General features: G+C 62.5%; 18 protein-coding genes and 1 pseudogene. 8 read left to right on the top strand and 11 right to left on the bottom strand.

The features are described from left to right. Position 1: 1 nt before the first annotated feature. The 8 genes from X741_RS144540 to X741_RS144505 all read right to left on the bottom strand — a co-directional run bounded on the left by X741_RS144540 (position 2) and on the right by X741_RS144505 (position 9246). A complete protein-coding gene (locus tag X741_RS144540) occupies positions 2–754 on the bottom strand; it encodes a molybdopterin-synthase adenylyltransferase MoeB (protein WP_031250319.1) in 753 nt (250 codons plus the stop codon). Between the two features lie 53 nt (positions 755–807). Continuing rightward, positions 808–1941: a DNA replication/repair protein RecF gene (gene recF / locus X741_RS144535; protein ID WP_031250320.1), complete on the bottom strand. Its 1134-nt coding sequence runs from the start codon at positions 1939–1941 to the stop codon at positions 808–810. Positions 1942–2016: 75 nt separating this feature from the next. Beyond that, positions 2017–3135 carry a DNA polymerase III subunit beta gene (gene dnaN / locus X741_RS144530; RefSeq protein ID WP_010913340.1) on the bottom strand — a complete coding sequence of 373 codons (1119 nt, stop codon included), beginning with the start codon at positions 3133–3135 and terminating at the stop codon, positions 2017–2019. 305 nt (positions 3136–3440) lie between these two features. Beyond that, a complete protein-coding gene (gene dnaA / locus X741_RS144525; protein WP_013891250.1) occupies positions 3441–4985 on the bottom strand; it encodes a chromosomal replication initiator protein DnaA in 1545 nt (514 codons plus the stop codon). 857 nt (positions 4986–5842) lie between these two features. Beyond that, positions 5843–6109 (bottom strand): 30S ribosomal protein S20, encoded by a 267-nt coding sequence (gene rpsT / locus X741_RS144520; RefSeq protein WP_013897320.1) that lies wholly within the window; start codon positions 6107–6109, stop codon positions 5843–5845. 178 nt (positions 6110–6287) lie between these two features. Further along, positions 6288–7061, bottom strand: coding sequence for an enoyl-CoA hydratase (locus tag X741_RS144515; RefSeq protein ID WP_023779462.1), 774 nt, complete (start codon positions 7059–7061; stop codon positions 6288–6290). A gap of 30 nt (positions 7062–7091) precedes the next feature. Next, complete coding sequence (gene mutM, locus X741_RS144510) at positions 7092–7997, bottom strand: bifunctional DNA-formamidopyrimidine glycosylase/DNA-(apurinic or apyrimidinic site) lyase (RefSeq protein ID WP_031250321.1); 906 nt, start codon at positions 7995–7997, stop codon at positions 7092–7094. Continuing rightward, positions 7990–9246, bottom strand: coding sequence for a phosphopentomutase (locus X741_RS144505; protein ID WP_023779464.1), 1257 nt, complete (start codon positions 9244–9246; stop codon positions 7990–7992). Before X741_RS144505 ends, mutM begins: the two co-directional genes overlap by 8 nt. 125 nt (positions 9247–9371) lie before the next feature. Between X741_RS144505 and X741_RS144500 the strand changes: the two genes are divergently transcribed. Then, positions 9372–10295 (top strand): phosphate/phosphite/phosphonate ABC transporter substrate-binding protein, encoded by a 924-nt coding sequence (locus X741_RS144500; RefSeq protein ID WP_023779465.1) that lies wholly within the window; start codon positions 9372–9374, stop codon positions 10293–10295. Positions 10296–10299: 4 nt separating this feature from the next. Here the strand turns inward: X741_RS144500 and X741_RS144495 are convergent, their stop codons facing one another. From X741_RS144495 to X741_RS144485, 3 genes are all read right to left on the bottom strand, one after another. Continuing rightward, the gene (locus tag X741_RS144495; RefSeq protein ID WP_023779466.1) at positions 10300–10923 is read right to left on the bottom strand and encodes a TadE/TadG family type IV pilus assembly protein; all 624 of its coding nucleotides are present in this window, start codon (positions 10921–10923) and stop codon (positions 10300–10302) included. 33 nt (positions 10924–10956) lie between these two features. Then, positions 10957–11547, bottom strand: coding sequence for a TadE/TadG family type IV pilus assembly protein (locus X741_RS144490; protein ID WP_023766952.1), 591 nt, complete (start codon positions 11545–11547; stop codon positions 10957–10959). Positions 11548–11684: 137 nt separating this feature from the next. Further along, positions 11685–12110 carry a pilus assembly protein N-terminal domain-containing protein gene (locus tag X741_RS144485; protein WP_023766951.1) on the bottom strand — a complete coding sequence of 142 codons (426 nt, stop codon included), beginning with the start codon at positions 12108–12110 and terminating at the stop codon, positions 11685–11687. A gap of 357 nt (positions 12111–12467) precedes the next feature. On the opposite strand from X741_RS144485, the gene X741_RS144480 reads away from it, so the two are divergent. From X741_RS144480 to X741_RS1000000171140, 7 genes and pseudogenes are all read left to right on the top strand, one after another. Beyond that, a complete protein-coding gene (locus X741_RS144480; protein ID WP_013897312.1) occupies positions 12468–12644 on the top strand; it encodes a Flp family type IVb pilin in 177 nt (58 codons plus the stop codon). A gap of 170 nt (positions 12645–12814) precedes the next feature. Further along, a complete protein-coding gene (locus X741_RS144475; RefSeq protein ID WP_023766949.1) occupies positions 12815–13333 on the top strand; it encodes a prepilin peptidase in 519 nt (172 codons plus the stop codon). A gap of 215 nt (positions 13334–13548) precedes the next feature. Further along, on the top strand, positions 13549–14364 hold the full coding sequence (cpaB, locus tag X741_RS144470) for a Flp pilus assembly protein CpaB (protein ID WP_031250322.1): 816 nt from the start codon (positions 13549–13551) through the stop codon (positions 14362–14364). Then, complete coding sequence (locus X741_RS144465; RefSeq protein WP_023766947.1) at positions 14361–15878, top strand: type II and III secretion system protein family protein; 1518 nt, start codon at positions 14361–14363, stop codon at positions 15876–15878. The genes cpaB and X741_RS144465 overlap by 4 nt, the downstream gene beginning before the upstream one ends. 14 nt (positions 15879–15892) lie before the next feature. Further along, positions 15893–16618, top strand: a complete 726-nt coding sequence (locus X741_RS144460) for a CpaD family pilus assembly protein (RefSeq protein ID WP_031250323.1) — start codon at positions 15893–15895, stop codon at positions 16616–16618. A 65-nt stretch (positions 16619–16683) separates the two neighbouring features. Then, positions 16684–17973: a CpaE family protein gene (locus X741_RS144455; protein WP_032923236.1), complete on the top strand. Its 1290-nt coding sequence runs from the start codon at positions 16684–16686 to the stop codon at positions 17971–17973. 23 nt (positions 17974–17996) lie between these two features. Further along, positions 17997–18158 (top strand): annotated as a pseudogene (locus X741_RS1000000171140) (CpaF family protein); the annotation flags it as partial.

An 18158-nucleotide genomic window follows, 5' to 3' on the forward strand; every position in this document is an offset into this window, starting at 1 on the left:
GTCAATTTCTCTTGTAGCGGATCGTTTCGAAGCGCGCGGCGAGCGCATCGTAGAGCAGCAGCCGGCCAACGAGCGGCTCGCCGATGCCGGTGATCAGCTTGATCGCCTCCATTGCCTGCAACGTGCCGACGACGCCGGTCAGCGCGCCAAGCACTCCGGCCTCGGCGCAGGACGGCACCAGGCCCGGCGGCGGGGCTTCCGGGAACAGGTCGCGATAGCCGGGGTTCGGCTTGCCGTCCTTGCCGTCCTCGAAAGGCTTCAGCACCGTCACCGAGCCGTCGAAACGACCGACGGCGGCATGCACCAGGGGCTTGCGCTCGCTCGCGCAGGCATCGGCCACCACGTAACGGGTTTCGAAATTGTCGGAACCGTCGACGACCATGTCATAGCGAGCGACCAGGGCGGGGGCGTTGTCCGCGGTCAGCCGGAATGTGTGCGTCTCGACAGCGGTGTTAGGATTGATGCGGGCGATTGCGGCCTCGGCGCTATGGGTTTTCAGCAGGCCGACCGTATCGGTGCCGTGAATGACCTGTCGCTGCAGGTTGGACAGCGAGACGGTGTCGTCGTCAACGATGCCGAGCGTACCGACGCCGGCTGCCGCGAGATATTCAAGCACCGGCGCGCCTAGCCCGCCGGCGCCGATCACCAGCACACGCGCTTGCTTCAGCTTCTGCTGGCCGGCGCCGCCGACCTCCGGCAGTACGATGTGGCGGGCATAGCGTTCGATCTCGTCGGCGGTGAGCGCATTGGTCATATCAGGACCATATAGCGGCCGGAAAATCTTGACGACATCCATGCAACAAAAATCTAGACGGTTGGCCCAACCATGCCGTGGTCGACCGTCAGGAACTGCGCGCGGCCCTGCAGGCTGGAAAACAGCGCCGCATCGGTTCCCGTCATGAAAGCCTGGCAGTTCAACTCCTCCAGGATCGAAAACAGCGCCGCGCGCCGTCCGCCGTCGAGGTGTGCTGCGATCTCGTCGAGCAGCAGGATCGGCGTCATCCCGGACATCTCACCGGTCAGCCGCGCATGCGACAGCACGATGCCGACCAGCAATGCCTTTTGCTCGCCGGTCGAGCAGAGCTCGGCCGGCATCGCCTTGGGGCGATGCCGGACCAGGAGATCCGAACGGTGCGGGCCCTCGAGCGTGCGCCCGGCGGCGCGGTCGCGGTCACGGCCATCGGCAAGCGCCCGCCGGAACCGCTCCTCGACATCGACCGCCGGCGTGCCGGCGATCTCGGCTTCCAGATCGCCTGCAAGGCCGATATCGGCCTGCGGGAACGGCCCGCTGTCGGGCAGCCTGTCGATCATGGCGGCCAACAGGCGCACCAGCTCGGCGCGTGCCGCAGCGATGGCGACCCCGGTCTCGGCCATCTGGATCTCGATCGCCTCGAACCAGCGGTCGTCCCGCGAACTTTCGGTAAGCAGGCGGTTACGGCCGCGCATCGCCTTCTCGTAATCGAGGGCGCGCTGGCCATGACCGGGATCGATCGCCAGCACCAATCTGTCGAGAAAGCGCCGGCGATCCGCGGCCGGCCCGGTGAACAATGCATCCATGGCCGGCGTCAGCCACACGACGCGCAGCCATTCCAGCATGTCCTCGGCCGACCGCGCGGTGGCGCCGTTGATACGCACCCGCCTGCCGCCCTCGCTGTCACCTCCGGAAATGCCGGTGCCGATCTCGACCTGGCCGTCGGGCCCGTCGAGCCTTGCGTGCAGTGCAAAGCCGCCGTCGCCACCCGCGCGCGCGACATCGGCGTAGGGAGCGCGTCGCAGGCCGCGCCCGGGCGTCAGAAAGGAAATTGCTTCGAGGAGATTGGTCTTGCCGGCACCGTTGTCGCCGGAAAAGACCACAGCGCCTGGCGCGAGATCGATCGCCAGCGCCGCATAATTGCGGAAATTAGTAAGTGTTAGCTTACTTATATGGGTTTGTCCTGGCAACCGCTATCCGCCTATAGAAGTCGCCGCAACATAGCTTTCGTTGCCGGCCGTGCCGCGAGGCAGCCGCAGCGCGGGCTATACCCGCATCGGCATCAGCACGTAAAGCGCGGTCTCGTCGGCCATGTCGTGGATCAACGTCGGCGAACCGGCATCGGCCAGCATGAATTTCGCTTCCGTGCCGGTCAGCTGCGCGGCGACATCGAGCAGATACTTGGCATTGAAGCCGATCTCGATCGGATCCGACGAGTAGTCCGCCGCCAGTTCTTCCGTGGCACTGCCTGAATCCGGGTTGTTGACCGCGAGCGTCACCTGGCCTTCGCTGATCGAAAGCTTCACCGCGCGGCCGCGTTCGGAGGAAATGGTCGAGACGCGGTCGACCGCGGCGGCAAAGCTCTGGCGGTCGAGGATCAGCTTCTTGTCGTTGCCGGTCGGAATGACCCGCTGATAATCCGGGAAGGTGCCGTCGATCAGCTTCGAGGTCAGGACGACGCTGCCGATGGTGAAGCGGATCTTGGTGTCCGACAGTTCGGTGGTCACGGCGACATCCGGGTCGTCGACCAGCTTCTGCAGCTCGCTCACCGTCTTGCGCGGAATGATGATGCCCGGCATGCCCTCGGAGCCAGCCGGCGCGTCGATCTCGGCGCGCGCGAGGCGGTGGCCGTCGGTTGCCACCGAGCGCAGCTTCAGCTTGCCGCCGACCTCGTGCGTGTGCAGGTAGATGCCGTTGAGATAGTAGCGCGTCTCTTCGGTGGAAATGGCGAACTGCGTCTTCTCGATCAGACCCTTCAGGGCAACCGAATCGAGGCGGAAGATATGCGAGAAGGATCCGGCCGATAGCTCGGGAAAATCGGATTGCGGCAGGCACTGCAGGCGGAAGCTCGAGCGGCCGGACGTCACCGTCATGGCGTTGCCGTCCTCATCCGTCTTCAGCATCACCTCGGCGCCGTCGGAAAGCTTGCGCACGATATCGTAGAGCAGATGCGCCGGAACCGTCGTCGCCCCACCGCGCTCGACCTTGGCCGGCGTCGCTTCCGTCACCTCCAGGTCAAGGTCGGTGGCCTTCATTTCGAGGCTTGCGCCTTCGGCGCTGAGCAGCACGTTGGACAGGATCGGTATGGTGTTGCGCCGTTCGACCACGCGGTGGACGTGGTTGAGCGACTTCAGGAGATTGGATCGTTCCAGGATAACACGCATGACGAAACAGGCTCGCTTGAAAGGATGAGCGGGTCTCCGGCTGGCGGCGCCCCGCGAAAGGTCTGAACAGGCTCAGAATCTGCGTAAACTGACAGGAAAAAGCCAGCAAACGCAAGCCCGCGCGACCGGTTCAGGCCGGCCGTGCGGCCTTTCTGGGGATAAAGGGTACGAAGACCGCCAGCCGCTGGGCAGAATCGGGAATCCGGATCGTCTCCAGGCAATGCCGCGAGCCCGTTCCGGGCCCATGGCATTGCAAGCAAGTCATTGAATTCCAGCGCGGTTCTGGCTTGCCTGTCCCGGATCGGTCAGGCCTGGTCGTTGATCAGGCGCCGCAGCAGCTCGAGTTCCTGCGCCAGCGTATTGTCGTTGCCGGACAGATCCTCGATCTTGCGCACGGCGTGCAGCACCGTGGTGTGGTCGCGGCCGCCGAAACGCCGTCCGATTTCGGGCAGCGAACGCGGCGTCATCACCTTTGACAGGTACATGGCGACCTGCCGCGGCTTGACGATGGTGCGCGTGCGCCGGTTGGACAGCAATTCCGTCTTCGACACGTTGTAGTGGCGTGCCACGATGCGCTGGATGTCCTCGATCCGGACCCGCTTCGGTTCGCCGGTGCGATAGATGTGGCCGAGGATCTCGTCGATGCGGTCGATGGTGATCTGCGGCTCGAACGACTGACGGAACAGCAGCTGATTGAAGGCGCCTTCCAGTTCGCGGCCGCTGCCGGTCACGGTGCGGGCGACGTGGTTGAGGATTTCCTCCGAGATGTCGAGCGATGCGTCGTCGACCCTGGCGGTGGCCAGGCGCAGTTTGAGCATGCCGAGGCGCATGGCGAAATCGGGCGCCGACATTTCGAGCGCGACGCCGCCGTTGAGACGCGAGCGTACTCGCGGTTCGAGCGATTCCAGTTCCGACGGTGGCCGGTCGGCGGCAACGACCACTTGCTTGGCGCTGTCGAGCAGCATGTTGATCAGATGGCAGAATTCGTGCTGGATCGACTTGCCCTGCAGGAACTGCATGTCGTCGATGATCAAGAGATCGATGTCGCGCAACTGTTCCTTGAGCGTCAGTGCATTGTTGTCACGGATCGCGGTGGCAAAGCGCCACATGAAATACTCGGCTGTCAAATAGACGACGCGTGATTTGGGGTTCTGCTTCAGGGATTCCGCGGCGATTGCTTGCAGCAGATGGGTTTTGCCGAGCCCGACGGTCGCGTGCAGGAAAAGCGGATTGAAGCGCACCGCGCTCGATTGCGATTCCGCCACGGCCTTGGCGGCGGCGAAGGCCACCCGGTTCGACGGCCCCTCGATGAACGAGCCGAACGTGTAGCGCGGGTCAAGCGGCGATCCCAGCACATTGTGGCGGAATTCGCTCTCGATCGCGGCGCCGGGGCGCGGCACCGGGGATCGCTCGATCCGGCCAGGGCTCACGGTGCCGGCGGCCAGCGCCGTCTGCGTCTGCCGCGTCATCTTGCGCACTGGCGCCAGTTCCGGCTCGGCATGGCTGCGCCCCTGGCGGGTGGCTGTGCGCACGATGATTTCGATCTTGAGGAGATCGGCATCTTCCTGCTTCCACAGTTCGGAGATCAGGTCGAGATAATGGCCGTTGATCCAGGAGCGCAGGAACGCGGTGGGCACCGAGATGCGGACAATGCCCTTGGAGGCCTCCGCGACCTTCATGCGGCCGAACCAGCTCGAATAGACCTCGGCTCCCAGACGCGCCTTCAACTGGGCCTTGACCCGATCGAACTTCTGTTCCGCGTCGCTGGAGACCGCCATGCCGTTTGCTCCAATCAAAGTTCCAGGAAATGGAAGGTCGCCCGTAAGCTCCCTTTCGACGCCGCTCTGCATGATCGAGTTCCTTGTCTTTTTGTACCTGTTTTCCGCCGGGAATGCGCCTCCTGCATCCGTGATCCGGCGACCTAAGTCTTTGCTACGATGCCCGCTGCCGCCGCCGGCAGATGAACGTCGCCCATTACCCGGGGAACCGGTGCCGGCCCTTGGAAGCCAGTCCGCGTTGGGTATGTCAGGGCAATACAACACCACCCGGCGAAAAGAGCGCCGGCGCGCCGTCTACCTGCCATGTCTTGTTACGCCAGTCCCCTACCGTATCAAAAAAAGACAAACCAAACCCGTTCGCGGACTTGATCCGCGTTGCAAATCCCGCCAATTTGCGCTGGCCGATTCGGGCTGGGTTAAGGGCCAATGGCCCGTCCCTTTTTGATGAACCGACACTACCGAAATCGCTGTGGATAGGGCAAGGCCACCTCTAACGGATTTTTAAGGAATCTGGTTAGCACCGGCAGGTTGGTGCTCTATGGCGTAGTGGTATATTTTGACAAAGCCATTGTGATTCAAACCCTTTTCCGGCGAATATGAAAAAGCCGGGCCGGCGCGAAATTTTCTGAAATAATTCTCTTGACAGCCAGTTGTCCTCCCGTCGCCCCGACGCGCTGTGGACAAGTTGTGGATGACCATCACTAACTGGTTGAAAAATAAGGGCTATTTCTGAGGGGTGAGAATTTTTTAGGCGACGCCTTTCAAGCATGTCGACCTTCAACGGGCATGCATGTGCCGGCAAAACACTTTGAACCGTGCAATCCGTTCTTGACGCTGCTTGCGGGCATTCTTTTTAAGTACTTGCCGGCAAACGAAAAAACCCGGCGCGATCGGCCGGGTTCGAAGAAGATCAGCCTTGGAAGGCGATGTCAGGCCGACAGCACCTTGAGGCGCTGAGCCAGACGCGACACTTTGCGCGACGCGGTGTTCTTGTGGATGATGCCCTTGGTCGCGGCACGCATCAATTCAGGCTCGGCGGCCTTGAAAGCGGCCTGCGCGGCGGCCTTGTCGCCGGAGGCGAGTGCCTCCTCGACCTGGCGGACGTAGGTGCGGACGCGCGAGCGGCGGTTCTTGTTGATCTCCGCACGGCGGGCGATCTTGCGCGTTGCCTTTTTGGCCGAGGATGTGTTGGCCATGATGCCTCTCTTCTGATCTGGTCGGCGCACGCGGCATGCCGCAGGGCGCAAAAACAAACGGGCAGCCACGGGGCCGCCTCGGTTGGTGCGGCTTATAGTTCAGCTTTTCCGGCGCGTCAACGCTGCCTGGCGTTCTTTTTGGCCGATGCCGTGGGTTTCGGTCGCGGCCGGCGACGCTCTACCGGTTGGTGAAATTCGGCTTCCGCTTTTCGGCGAAGGCCGCCATGCCTTCCTTCTGGTCATCGAGCGCGAAAAGCGAGTGGAACAGGCGGCGTTCGAACCGCAATCCCTCCGCCAATGTCGTCTCGTAGGCGCGGTTGACGGCTTCCTTCGCCATCATCACGGACGGCAAGGAGAAATCGGCGATCTTGGCCGCCGCCTTGAGGGCCTCCTCGACAAGCTCGCCGGCAGGCACCACCCGCGATACCAGGCCGGAGCGCTCGGCTTCCGCGGCGTCCATCATTCGTCCGGTCAGGCACATGTCCATGGCCTTCGATTTGCCGACGAACCGGGTCAGGCGTTGCGACCCGCCCATGCCGGGAATGACGCCAAGCGTGATTTCGGGCTGGCCGAATTTGGCCGTATCGGCGGCGATGATGAAATCGCACATCATTGCCAGTTCGCACCCGCCTCCCAGGGCATAGCCGGCCACCGCCGCGATGACAGGTTTTCTGACACGCGTGAACTCCTCCCAGCCGGCGAAGAAGTCCTGGCTGTAGGCGTCCACATAGGAGATGGCCTGCATCTCCTTGATGTCGGCACCGGCGGCAAAGGCCTTGTCGGAACCGGTAACGACCATGGCGCCGATGCCGGGATCGGCGCCGAAAGCGCTCACCGCCACGACGAGTTCGGCGAGGATCTGGGAATTCAGCGCGTTGAGCGCCTTTGGCCGGTTCAGCGTGATCAGCCCGACCTTGCCGCGCGTCTCGGTGATGATCGTTTCATAGGCCATGGCTGCGCTCCTCGCTTGATCCGGTCTAACTCAGCTCTGACACGTCCGGCAATAGAAGGTCGAGCGTCCGCTCTGGACGACGCGTTCGACGTGGCCGCCGCAGCCGGGTTTCGCGCAAGGCTCACCCTCCCGGTCGTAGACGGCGAAGGAATGCTGGAAGTAGCCCAGCGATCCGTCCGCGTGCATATAGTCGCGCAGCGAAGATCCGCCAGCGGCGATGGCATCCGATATGACCGAGCGGATCGCCTCGGCGAGGCGTTCGCTCTGTTCCCTGGCCTTCTTGCCCGGTCTGGCGATGGTGCCTGTTTCGCGCAGCGGCGACAGGCCGGCGCGCCACAATGCTTCCGACACATAAATATTGCCAAGCCCCGCGATCAGCCTCTGGTCGAGAAGCGCTGCCTTCAGAGGCGATCTGCGGCCCTTCAGCAACGAGGCGAGCAGCACGCCGTCAAGCGCGTTGCCCGTGGGCTCGACGCCCAGCCCGGCCAGCATCGGATGCGTCTCCGGCGATCCTTCCGCAAACAGCATGAAGCCGAAGCGGCGCGGATCGTTGAAGATCACGCGCGACCGGGCACCGGCCGCGGAGGCGACATGGAACACGACATGGTCGTGCGCCGCGCTCTTCGACCGTTCGTGATGGAACGCGCCCAGAGTCCCGTTGTCGTCGGCCTCGTTGTCGTCATCGGCCTCGATGCGAAAGGAGCCCGACATGCCGAGATGGCAGATCAGCACCGGACCGTTCTGCACGTGCATGATCAGATATTTGGCGCGGCGGCCGAGCGCGGTGATTGTCCTGCCGGTCAGCCGCTCCGAAAACCGTTCGGGAAAGGGAAACCGCAAATCCGGTCGTCGCGTCTCGACACGGACAAGGCGGGCACCTTCCATAACCGGCTGCAACCCGCGCCGGACCGTTTCGACTTCGGGCAATTCAGGCATGGCCGCCAATCACTGGGCCGCCAATCGCTGGATAGAAAGAAGTGCCGTGACCGCCGTGCGCCAGATCGAGATGTTCGGCCACGGTCTCGCCGATATCGGCGAATGTCGCACGCAGCCCGATGTCGCCACCCCCGAGGCCCGGCCCGATGCCGATTATCGGGATACGCTCACGCGTATGATCGGTTCCGCGCCAGGTCGGATCGTTGCCGTGATCGGCCGTCAGGATGAGCAGGTCGCCCTGCCTCAGCCTGGAGAATGCCTCCGGCAGCCGCCGGTCGAAGGCCTCGAGCGCGGCGGCATAGCCCGCCACATCGCGGCGATGGCCGAATTCTGTGTCGAAGTCGACGAAATTGGCGAAAACGAGATCGCCGGCGCCGGCGTCGTCCATCGCGCCCAACGCCTTGTCGAACATGGCCATGTTGCCGGCGGCCTTGCGCACTTCCGAAATCCCGCGATGGGCGAAGATGTCGCCGATCTTGCCGACGGCGATGACACGGCTTCCCCGCGCCGTCAGGCGGTCGAGCAAGGTCGGTTCCGGCGGCGGCACGGCGTAGTCGTGGCGGTTATACGTTCGCGTGAAGGTGGCGGCGGTTTCGCCGACGAAAGGCCGCGCGATCACGCGTCCGATCCTTAATGGATCAACCAGCCGCCGCACCACCTGACAGAATTCATAAAGCCGCTCCAGGCCGAAATGAACCTCATGCGCGGCGACCTGCAGGACAGAATCGACGGACGTGTAGCAGATCGGCTTGCCGGTGCGGATATGGTCCTCGCCGAACCGTTCGATGATCTCGGTGCCGGGCGCATGACAATTGCCGAGAATGCCTGGAACCTTGCCCTCGCGGATGATCGCCTCGGTCAGTTCCGTCGGAAACGCGGGAACCGTGTCGGGGAAGTAACCCCAGTCGAAGCGCACCGGCAGCCCCGCCATCTCCCAGTGGCCGGAAGGCGTGTCCTTGCCGCTCGAAACCTCTTGCGCCGCGCCGTGGAAGGCATTGGCGAGCAGATCCGTCCGGAAATGGGCAAAGCCCAATCCCGTCGCGGTCTCGGCCGCCTTGCCAAGGCCGAGCGATGCCATGTTGGGGACAAACAGCGGACCTTGACGAAGCCCCTCGCGGTCCGCGCGCCCTTCCGCGCAGGCTTCGGCTATGTGGGCGAGGGTATTGGCGCCGGCATCGCCATAACGTTCGGCGTCGGCCGCGCCGCCGATGCCGAAGGAATCCAGGACAAAGAGGAAAGCACGCGCCATCGGGTCATTGTTGCCAGTGTGAACGACCAGACATAGGGTCCCACGGTGGCATTGGCAATTCGGAAACCAAACGGCGACGCGGCGGGTATGGGCATGGATCGATTGGAACCCAGGGCGGTCTTGTCATGAAGGCGACGCCCAAGGCATTGGCTGCGCTTATGCTCGTCCATGGTGCGTTCTGGTGCGGGCCGGCGCAGGCCGACTGGCGCGACGATATCGGCACATTCCGCATCGGCGTCGTCGCCGAGCCTGGCGCCGGCAACACCGTTCCCGGGCTGGCGCAGTTGACGCAAGCCTTCACCAACGCGCTCGGCATGAAGGTGGAGTTCGTCGTCGCGCGCGATTATGCCGCCCTGATCGAGGCGCAGGCCAACGCCCGGATCGAATACGCCATCTATTCGGCGACCGCCTACGCCACGGCGCTGCAGCGTTGCGGATGCGTCGAGCCGCTTGTGGCTCCGGTCGATTCCGACGGTGCGGCCGGCATCCGTTCGGTGCTGCTCACCAGGGACGGCAAGCTATCAGGCCTGGCGGCGATGGGGACCCACCGGATCGCCATGCCGCCATCGGACAGCGTTGGCGGCTCGCTGTTGCCGCTGGCGGGGTTGGCCGCCGAACACGTCAAGATCGCCGAAGATTCACCGTTTCTGATCCATGCCGTGACGGCGTCGGCGGCGGAGGCCATGCTCTTCGATGGCACGGCCGACGCCTTGTTCGGCTGGGTAAGGGCTGCGGCCGATGGCCAGCCGCTGCTATCGGGCGGCACGCAGGCAAGGCTCGAAGCGGCCGGTCTTTCGCCGTCGGCTTTCCAGATCGTCTGGACGTCGGGGGTGCTCAGATACGGTCCGCACGCCGTACGCAGCGATCTCGACCCGGAAGCCAAGCGCCGGCTGACCGTGTTCCTCACCAACCTCAAGTCGACGACACCGGATGTCTACGATCTCCTGGAATCGAAACATTCCGGTGGGTTTTTGACCGTGGCCCCAAAGGATTACGCGATGGCGGAAGCCATCGTGCGCTTTGTGTCAACCGATGGCGGGCAGCAGTAAGGCCTCAGCAGTCGCCGCAGGGGATCGTCAGGCTTCTGCGGGGACGCAGATAGTAGGTTTCGCCCATCGGTATGGTGGTGCTGAGGGATTGGGTCAATCCGAGCTTTTGTTGGGTGTCCGGCTGCCAGTTGATAATCGGCGAATAGCTGAGATTGCTCTGAACGCGGATGAGGAAGGTGCCGGCGACCTTGAGCGTTGTCGGAACCGTGGTGGTCGCGGGCAGGGTGGTGGCGATGCTGGAGACGCCATTGACCAGCTTGCGCGACCACACCACGTTCACCTTGGGCGGCGTATCGGTGGTGACCTGTATTGCCGTGATGATAATGCTCGGCGTCGACCGGTTATAGGGCTGAATGGTCGAGGTGCCGATCTTCATGATGGCATCGAGGTCCGCCGCGACGATGGTCGGCTGCTGCGTGACCAGGTCGGCGACCATGCTGCCGATACGGCTGACCTTCTTGCTGGTCTCGATGGCCTGCGAAGCCTCCATGGTCATGAAGTACATGACCAGCAGGATAGGCAGGATGAGAGCGAACTCGACCGCGGCGACGCCACGGCGATTGGACAAGAACCCGACGGCCTTGCCGCGGATCCCTGCGATTTCCGGATGTGCCCCCGCACGCATCATGCCCTTGCCTTTTTTCTTGTGGTGTTTGCGAACTCAATTGTCGAACGGCTCGTTCTGCCAGGTCACTGACGCGAAGTGCAATGTCCTGCCACCGCTCAGATTGGCCATCGACTTGGCCATCAGATCGGTCATCACAGGCCATTTGTAGAAGACCCGCAGCATGTTCCTCGATTCCGCGAGGCCAGGCGTGGTCGCGAAGGCCTGTGAGTTGGTGCCCTGCATCAGCACGACATCGCCGTTCTGGATCTTGAAGCTCGCCGAGGCCGCGTCGGCGAAAGTCGGATATTCGCGAAGATCCGCAAGCAACTGATTGGGGCAATCCGTGGAGACGATGATCTCCAGCCTGTCGCAGATCAGGGTCGTCAATTTGCCTCCCGCGACATCGGCCGGCCTCAGCTGGCCCGTGCGCAACTGGCGCGCGACATCGTCGGTGATGTTGGCCATCACTTCCTGGCCGGCAAACGAGATGCAGCTTTCAAGGATAGCGAATACGAGGAGGGCGAACGGCATTGCCAGCAGCGCGAATTCCAGGGCCGTGCTGCCGCGCCGGTCGTGGAAGAAGCGCCGGAAGAAGCTGGAGCGCTCCACCTTGCGCTGACCTTTCGATGCGAATTCCTTGCCCATGCCCTGTTTCCTGCCACCCTTGGACGGTTCTGACAGGCGTTATTAGCGCAAACCAATTGAGGCCCGGTTTGAATGATCGCTAAAGTCGACGCACGCGTTTTAACCATGCCGTAACCCGGATAGCGGGCGGGCGCCGCCTATTTGCTGCCGCCGCCCATCTCTGCTTCGGAGGATTTTTCAGCCTCGCTCTTGTACGAGCTTTCACAGTAGGGCGTGCAGGACATGGTCTGCACTTCGGCGCGCCGGTAAATGCGCACCGAGGAGGCTGCCTGCCGCACGACTGTAACCTGCGCGTCGACGATCGGGCTGCCTTCCTGGTCGAGAACGACGAGATTGGTGACGCCGAAACCCTTGCCGGTGAGCACGATCGTCGAGGCGTCCTGGACCGAGGCATCGGCGATTGACGGGTTGCCGACGACGATCGTGTCGGCGGGGCGCGACAGCTTCACGATCTTGGCCTGATTCATGGTGACCTCGATGCCGGTGCCGGCCCTGGCAGGCACGACGAGGCACGTTGCTGCAAGAAGCGCGGCAATCAGGATTGAGTATCTCGGCTCGGCCATCGGGGCGCTCCACGCAAGCAACTTGTTCAACAGAACATGAACGAGATTGGTGAACCAACGGTTAAGTCCGCCTACCCGGCATCGGAAGTCGCGATCGACGGGGTGTCCGGCACGGCTGGATCTCAGCTCGGTCGCGAGCGTTCCCCGCCCTTGCCCTTTGCGGCATTGGCCCGGAAAATGGCATTTTAGCGATCGCTTAGTATGGGGTTAACCACGCAATATGTTCGAGCCGGGAAAGGAATCGGTAAGGCTGTTTATTAAGCCGATCGAAAGAGCTTCTCCCTAGATTGGCAGCATCCGATCAACCATCACAGAAGTTGACGGAAGTGCTGTAACACGTGGAGTAGGAGCTCTCGAATGTCTAACCTTTTTGCACGTTTCGTGAAGGACGAATCCGGCGCGACCGCTATCGAATATGGTCTGATCGCCGCTCTCATCGCGCTCGCCATCATCACTGGCGCCGGCGCGCTCGGCAATGCAATCAACGCCAAGTTCACCACGATCGGAACCACCCTGAATTCCAGCGGCGCCTGATCCGCTGTATTGCTGGGTATCCAGATTGCGTACTGGAAAGGGGCTGCCGCGTGGCGGCCCTTTTTCTATATCCTAGCCAACACAGCCGTCTTTCATTCCGGTCTCATCAATCGTTAATCGAACATGCCTAGATTGAACCCGGTGGAATTCGCACAATAGGCATAGCGCCGATGCTTGAAGCCCTGATCTTCGTCGTCTTTCCGTTCTGCATGCTGTTCGCGGCGATCTCCGACATGCTGTCGATGACGATTGCCAACCGCGTGTCGGTGCTGCTCGTTGTCGTCTTCGCACTGGTTGCGCCGCTGACGGGCATGGAATGGGCAACATACGGTTGGCATTTTGCCGCCGGCGCGCTGATCCTGGCCGTGACGTTCGGCCTGTTCGCGATGGGTGGCATGGGCGGAGGCGATGCCAAGCTGCTGGCCGCTACGGCCGTATGGATGGGGCTCAACGTCCATCTCGTCGAGTACCTTGTTGTCTCGACGTTTATCGGCGGCCTGCTGACGCTCGCCATCGTTCTTTATCGCAAGTCGCCGCTAGCGGTTATTACCGGCCGCAATCCATTCCTGCGCCATTTCGCCGAAGAGTCGGCCGGTGTTCCCTATGGGATCGCTCTCGGCCTGGGTGGGCTGCTGACCTATCCGGATTCGCCCTTGATGGTCTGGGCGCTGGCAAGGCTGGCGAGCTGAGTTCAATCCTAATTTCTTTTCCCGATTTGTGTCGTTGGGCTTGGCCTTGAAGTGAGGCCGGCCGGCAGCATTGCTGGGCCGCAGCCCGATCCGTCTAATTTATGTAAACCTTAAATTAATCACGATCGTAAGCATTACATTAACCTTGTTTTGACGATTGCCGCTGCAAAGTCCGCCTTGGCTACGTGGTTTGCCAAGGGCGAGGGTTCGGACAGATGCCAGCATCCCGATTGATTATCTTAAGCGTGGCGGTGGCCGCGGCGGGTGGTGCTGGCTACGTCGCGAAGAACATGGTCGCCCCGCCACCCGCCCAGATCGTCGTCGATTCCGGCCCCCAGGCTCCCGCGGTGGCTCTGCAGGACGTGCTTGTGCTTTCCGGCGATGTCGCGATGGGTAACCAGCTCGAGAACAACATCGCCTGGCAGCCCTGGCCAGCCGACGGCATCAACCCGAACTTCATCACCAAGGCCACGGCTCCCGACGCGCTGGAGAAACTGAAGGGGTCGATAGCCCGTGTGGGAATGTACGCGGGCGAACCTGTGCGGCGTTCCAAGCTGATCGGCGAGGGGCAAAGCTTCATGTCGTCGATCCTGCCTTCCGGGATGCGGGCGGTCGCCACGACCATATCGGCCGACACGTCGGCCGGCGGCTTCATCCTTCCCAATGATTTTGTCGACGTCATCATGACCCGCAGGGCGGATGCCAACAGCGGCAGCACCGGCTTCAACACCGAAACCATCCTCAAGAACATCCGCGTCCTGGCAATCGACCAGACCATCCAGGAGGACGAGGAAGGCAAGAAGACCAGGGTGGGCCAGACCGCCACGCTGGAGCTCACACCCAAGCAGGCGGAGATCATCACCGTCGCCCAGCAGATGGCGGATCGCCTGACACTGGCGTTGCGGGCGATCACGGACACTCAGGAAAAGAATGTGGACGAGGCCGACTATCTCGTTTCCGGCAATGGCCGCAAGGGAACGGTGAGACTGATCAAGTCGGGCGAAGTTTCCGAAGTAGGGGCAAGGAAATGAGGCTAAGCGGTAAACTGCCAGCGATCGTGGCCGCGGCATTCGGCCTCCTGCTCGTCGGGACGAATGTGCAGGGCGTTGTCGAGGCCAAGAGTACGCAGGTGACGGCCACCACGGCCTCCCAGCGTGTCAAGCTTGGCCTCAACAAGTCGGTGGTCATAGACCTGCCGAGCGATGCCTACGACATTCTCGTCGCCAACCCGGCCGTTGCCGATGCTGTGACCCGCACCGCAAGGCGTATCTACCTGTTCGGCAAGGCGGTCGGCGAGACCAACATCTTCGTCTTCGGTCCGAACGGCGAACAGATCGCCAGCCTGGATCTGGCCGTCGAACGCGACGTCGCCGGCCTGGAAGACTACATCAAGCGCTTTATTCCGACCTCGGATATCAAGGTGGAACTGCTGAACGACAACGTCGTTCTGACCGGAATGGTCGATACGCCTCTGGACGCGAAACGGGCGGTTGATCTGGCGACGATCTTCGTTTCGGGCGGTGAAGCAACGACAGGACAATATTCGCAGACCGCGGCCGGCGGCTCGGCCCAGAGCGGTGTCGATATCAACAACCCCGACCAGGAGCGCCGCACCAGCAAGATCGTCAATCTCCTGCAGATCATCGGTGACGATCAGGTGACGCTGAAGGTGACGGTCGCCGAAGTCAGCCGCACCGTGATGAAGCAGCTCGGCGTCAACATGATCGGCAGCGGTGGCAGCAACGGCATCAGCTACGGCGCGATCAGCGACAACTTCACCGGCCTTGGCAAGCAACTGTCGAATTCGGGCTTCAATATCGGCGCCTCGGGACTTCGGGCCTATATCAACGCCATGGAGGAGTCGGGGGTCATGAAGACCCTGGCCGAGCCAACCTTGACCGCCGTATCCGGCGAGAAGGCGACCTTCAAGGTCGGCGGCGAATACAATATGGTGACAGGCGTCTCCGCGAACGTGTCCACCGACAACCAGACCGGTCTGAAGACCTATTCGGTCGACAAGATCGAGTACGGCATCGGCCTGGAATTCCAGCCGGTGGTTTTGTCGCCCGGACGCATCAGCCTGAAAGTCAGAACCTCCGTCTCCGAGCCGACAACCGAAGGATCCGCGTCACTGTCCGAGGGCGTGACCAGTGCCGGCATGAATGCCCTGTCGCTACGCAAGCGCCTTGCCGATACGACGGTTGAACTGCCCTCGGGCGGCTCCATGATGATCGCCGGCCTGGTTCGCGACGATGTCAGGCAAGCCGTCAATGGGTTGCCTGGACTGACAAAGATCCCGGTGCTCGGCACGCTCTTCCGCAGCCGGGATTTCGTGCGCAACGAAAGTGAGCTCGTGATCATCATTACGCCGTATCTGGTGAAGCCGGTGGCGCGCAACGATCTCGCCAAGCCGGACGACAATTTCAACGCTGCCAGCGATGGCGCCGCCATGTTCCTTGGCAAGGTCAATCGCGTCTACGGCACCATGCAGACCGACAAGCCCAACGGCCGGTACCACGGCGTTGTCGGCTACATCTACAAGTGAATGGGGAAGCGGACATGTCTCAGTCAGCGTTGAAGACAAGCATCGCCACGATGCGCCCTGGCCGTTCGCGGATCTGGCTGCTTCCGGTCCTGGCCGTGGCGGCGACGGCTCTGCTCGCCGGTTGCGCCCAGCGCGACAGTGTCACCGTCGGCGCCATTCCGGACGACTATCGCACCAACCATCCCATCGTCATCGCGGAGAAGAACCAGAAGATCGACCTGCCCGTCGGTGCCGGCGATCGCGGCATGACCGGCTCGCAACGCGACACGCTTCTGGGTTTCCTCGACGGCTATGACAAGAGTGCCGCTCCGGCGTTGACCATCCAGATTCCCAGCGGATCGGCCAACGAGGTTGCCGCAAGGGCGGCCGGCCGTGATTTCGCCAGGCTCGCGGTCGCCAGCGGCATCAAGCGCAACCGGATCGCCGTGGTCTCCTATCAGGCTGGGTCGAGCGAAGCATCGGCCCCGGTTCGCGTCTCCTTTATCGCGGTGAGGGCCCAGACCGACAAATGCGGACGCTGGCCCGAAGATCTGGTCGAGTCGTCCGAGAACAAGCACTACGCCGACTTCGGCTGCTCCTATCAGAACAATCTCGCCGCCCAGATGGCCAATCCGGCCGATCTGCTCGGACCGCGCAAGCAGACCACCATCGATGCGGAAAATCGTGGCGCGGTGATCGATGTCTACCGCAGCAGGGGCATTTCGGATGAGTTCCTCGGCAATTCGGAAGTGACCTACTGAGCCGCCCTCGGGAAAGAGAAGTCACGCAAGAACAGGCCACGCAAAGAACAGGCCACGGAAAGAGCATGACCATGAGCAACCTCGCCTATGATGCCACCGTGGACGGCGGCGATACCTCGCCGCAGGACATCGCCGCGATGCAGGCGTTGCGGCCGATACCGCGCATCTCGATCCAGGCATTCTGCGAGACGGAGGGCGTTGCCAATCCGGTCGAGCGGGCCGGCGAAGACCGCCGTATGACCAAGGCGCATCTCAAGGTCCACATGGGCGGCGTTCCCACCGCAATCGAGTTCTATCAATCGGCGCCGACGCCCAATCTGATCCTGCTCGAGTCGCGCAGCGAACCCAAGCAACTGCTGGAGCAACTCGCCCAACTCTCGGAGTACTGCGATCCGTCCTCGAAAGTGGTGGTGATCGGCCACTACAATGATGTCGGCCTCTATCGTGAACTCATCCGCTCCGGCATCTCCGAATATGTCATCGCGCCGGTCTCTATGGCCGACATCGTCAGTGTCGTGTCGTCGATTTTCGTCGATCCGGAGGCTGAACCGCTCGGCCGCTCGGTCGCCTTCATTGGCGCCAAGGGCGGCGTCGGCTCCTCGACGATCGCCCACAATGTAGCTTGGGCGATGTCCTCCCTGTTCAAATCCGAGGTCGTCGTTGCCGACCTCGACCTCGCCTTCGGCACGGCCAACATCAATTTCGACCAGGATCCGGCACAAGGCATCGCAGAAGCGGTGTTTTCGCCCGAGCGCATCGACGAAGTCTATCTCGATCGGCTGCTGACCCAGTGTGCCGAGCACCTGTCGCTGCTCGCGGCGCCTTCGACACTGGAACGCGTCTACGACTTCGATCCGGATGCCTTTGCGCAACTTGTCGATACCGCGCAGCGCAGCGTGCCGCTCCTGGTGCTCGACGTACCCCATGTCTGGACCGGGTGGGCCAAGAACACGCTGGTCAAGGCCGACGAGATCGTCATCACGGCGACGCCGGAGTTGGCCAACCTGCGCAACACCAAAAACCTGGTCGACATGTTGAAGCGGCTTCGTCCCAACGACCCGCCGCCAAAGCTGATCATCAACCAGGCCGGAATCCCCAAGCGGCCGGAGATTTCGCCTTCCGATTTCGCCGAGCCGCTCGGCCTGACGCCGATGTCGGTCATCGGCTTTGATCCGGTCCTGTTCGGCAATGCCGCCAACAACGGGCGTATGCTTGGCGAGATGGATGCCAAGAACCCGGTTGTGGCCACGATCAACGAGATTGCTCATGTGCTGACCGGCCGCAGCGAGATCAAGACGAAAAAGAAGGCTGGCCTGGGCAGTCTGCTCGGCAAGCTGTCGCGCAACAAGAAGTGACGCAGTGGGATCGGTAGTCGATCATGTTTGGTAAACGAGGCAACGACGACGGCAACCGGTTCACGCCGGAATTTCGCCAGCCGGCACCTGCGCCGGCCGCACCGGCAGCCGCGGGTTCGGCTGACACGGCGGTTCTTGCACGGCCGGCGGCAGCGCCGCAGCCGAGCGCACCTGTCGCACCGCCG

The organism is Mesorhizobium sp. LNHC221B00, assembly GCF_000502935.1.
In the GTDB taxonomy this organism is placed as follows: domain Bacteria; phylum Pseudomonadota; class Alphaproteobacteria; order Rhizobiales; family Rhizobiaceae; genus Mesorhizobium; species Mesorhizobium opportunistum.

Bases quoted from the DNA above. Each gene is read 5' to 3' on its own strand.
- X741_RS144480 (WP_013897312.1), top strand. From the start codon at position 12,468: ATGTCTAACCTTTTTGCACGTTTCGTGAAGGACGAATCCGGCGCGACC.
- dnaA (WP_013891250.1), bottom strand. From the start codon at position 4,985: ATGCAGAGCGGCGTCGAAAGGGAGCTTACGGGCGACCTTCCATTTCCT.
- X741_RS144465 (WP_023766947.1), top strand. From the start codon at position 14,361: ATGAGGCTAAGCGGTAAACTGCCAGCGATCGTGGCCGCGGCATTCGGC.
- mutM (WP_031250321.1), bottom strand. From the start codon at position 7,997: ATGCCTGAATTGCCCGAAGTCGAAACGGTCCGGCGCGGGTTGCAGCCG.
- rpsT (WP_013897320.1), bottom strand. From the start codon at position 6,109: ATGGCCAACACATCCTCGGCCAAAAAGGCAACGCGCAAGATCGCCCGC.
- dnaN (WP_010913340.1), bottom strand. From the start codon at position 3,135: ATGCGTGTTATCCTGGAACGATCCAATCTCCTGAAGTCGCTCAACCAC.
- X741_RS144500 (WP_023779465.1), top strand. From the start codon at position 9,372: ATGAAGGCGACGCCCAAGGCATTGGCTGCGCTTATGCTCGTCCATGGT.
- X741_RS144460 (WP_031250323.1), top strand. From the start codon at position 15,893: ATGTCTCAGTCAGCGTTGAAGACAAGCATCGCCACGATGCGCCCTGGC.
- cpaB (WP_031250322.1), top strand. From the start codon at position 13,549: ATGCCAGCATCCCGATTGATTATCTTAAGCGTGGCGGTGGCCGCGGCG.
- X741_RS144495 (WP_023779466.1), bottom strand. From the start codon at position 10,923: ATGATGCGTGCGGGGGCACATCCGGAAATCGCAGGGATCCGCGGCAAG.
- X741_RS144540 (WP_031250319.1), bottom strand. From the start codon at position 754: ATGACCAATGCGCTCACCGCCGACGAGATCGAACGCTATGCCCGCCAC.
- X741_RS144485 (WP_023766951.1), bottom strand. From the start codon at position 12,110: ATGGCCGAGCCGAGATACTCAATCCTGATTGCCGCGCTTCTTGCAGCA.
- X741_RS144490 (WP_023766952.1), bottom strand. From the start codon at position 11,547: ATGGGCAAGGAATTCGCATCGAAAGGTCAGCGCAAGGTGGAGCGCTCC.
- X741_RS144505 (WP_023779464.1), bottom strand. From the start codon at position 9,246: ATGGCGCGTGCTTTCCTCTTTGTCCTGGATTCCTTCGGCATCGGCGGC.
- X741_RS144515 (WP_023779462.1), bottom strand. From the start codon at position 7,061: ATGGCCTATGAAACGATCATCACCGAGACGCGCGGCAAGGTCGGGCTG.
- X741_RS144475 (WP_023766949.1), top strand. From the start codon at position 12,815: ATGCTTGAAGCCCTGATCTTCGTCGTCTTTCCGTTCTGCATGCTGTTC.
- X741_RS144455 (WP_032923236.1), top strand. From the start codon at position 16,684: ATGACCATGAGCAACCTCGCCTATGATGCCACCGTGGACGGCGGCGAT.